The following is a 1,761-nucleotide window of genomic DNA, read 5'->3' as shown; positions in this document are numbered from 1 at the left end:
TGAATTCTTATTTTGGCTGAGTTTGGATAAATGAAATTATAATGCAATTTAGGTTTTATTATATTATATTTTTTTTGAACTTTTGTAAAAAAACTTATAAAACTCTGTAATTTTTCTTCTTTATATATATTACTCTCTCTTATTGTTAATATATCCTTCTTTAACTCTTCAGTAATATCTGGAAAATCTTTTATAATAGTACTACTTCCACCTAAAAGTGGATAAGGAAAAGCGGTATTTGCCACAAGATTGTTTACAATAAGCCACCTCAATAATAACATATGAGTTTCAATATCAAATTTTTTAGGATAAGATACAAACTCTTGCATTTGTTTGTTAAATTCAGCTCTTTTCCACATCAACAAAAGTTTCTCCATAGCTTCTCTTTTACCACAAGAAAAACTATCGCTAACCCTACCATTCATATGAAGATGATGTGCAATATAAATTTCATTGACCTCCAATCTAAGCAAGTCCTCTATATTAATTACTTCTGCAAAATTACAATCGGGTCTAATCCTAATCACATAATCATATTTAATATTATTTTCTTTTTCATATTCCTCCATTAGCTCAAAGACCCTAAAACAACCATAATATAATTTAGTTGCTGTATAAGAATGTTCTTTTAGACCTGTTTGCTCAACAAACGCTTTTTGATTTTCTAGTACTACTTTTTTACAATTATATATTTTTTTTAAATCTTGAATTTCTAATACATCACTAATTTCTCTGTCTAGCTTATTGTATGTGTGTTGAAATAATTGCTTAAAAAGATGGTTATTTCTTATTTCATTCGGTGCTATAAGGTTAAAATCTTGACTTAACAACCTATGTACCCAATTACTGCCTCCACATATTCCTGGCCATTTTAAATGCTCACTCCAAGAAAAAACAAATACATCTGCATTCAATGGTTTTACTATATTATCAACAATTTGATCAATTGGTTTTAAATAATCACCCCTCATTGCACCAGAAATGCAAACAGCAACTTTAACATTTTTACTTGTGCTAATTTCACTTTTACTAATACCATTTTTCATTCTATTACTAAATCTAAGATAATATTTTTTAGATCCATTTTCTTTTGGAAATAGCCACTGAATGATTGATAATATAACTGTCGCTTTCATAAAAAAAATATTATCCTTAAATATCTCAAAATAATCTATTGATTTTGCAATAAAAAACTTTTTTGATAAAAGAGCTTCGTAAGATTGTTTAGGAATTTTATAAGATGAAATTTTTATATCATCGACAACAAGATAGTTTTTAAATATATCTAATACTTGTTCAGGAGTGTGTTTAAAATTATTAATAGCGTTTAAAAGCAAATAACAACCTATCGATTCTCGAGATACACTAGAGTATTCTTCTATATTGATCAACCCATCATTTGTTTTTATTAGTTTATCTACTTCACTACGATATAAATCAGAAAACAAGTTTTCAAAATATTTTTTTAGTTTATAATTTTGCAAAATTTTACGATATTGTCCAGTATAAGACAAATATAAAACATATTCTTTTGCAAGAGTATCATTTTCGATATTCAAATCATATATTTTTTCCAACATATAAAAATTCCAATTCTCTAGACATTGTTGAATATTTACATCAATATTGCTCATATGCTTCCTTTTTATTATATTCCCTTTTCAACTTCCTAATCTCAAGCAACAACTTGATATACCCCCCCCCATACCAATTTTTATTAGCTTTAATTAATTCTTGACCAAGTTTATAAGTAAAACATTC

Annotated in this window: 1 protein-coding gene; it reads right to left on the bottom strand. The window is 26.6% G+C overall.

The annotated features are described in order from the left end of the window. Nucleotides 1-1,634, bottom strand: a 1,634-nt coding sequence (locus FBF10_RS08480; RefSeq protein WP_057036945.1) for a hypothetical protein, incomplete at its 3' end; no start/stop codon positions are given. Nucleotides 1,635-1,761 lie beyond the last annotated feature (127 nt).

The sequence above is a fragment of the Campylobacter sp. CFSAN093249 genome (assembly GCF_011067895.1).
Classification (GTDB): domain Bacteria; phylum Campylobacterota; class Campylobacteria; order Campylobacterales; family Campylobacteraceae; genus Campylobacter_D; species Campylobacter_D jejuni.
This window is presented reverse-complemented; position numbering and strand designations above follow the sequence as displayed.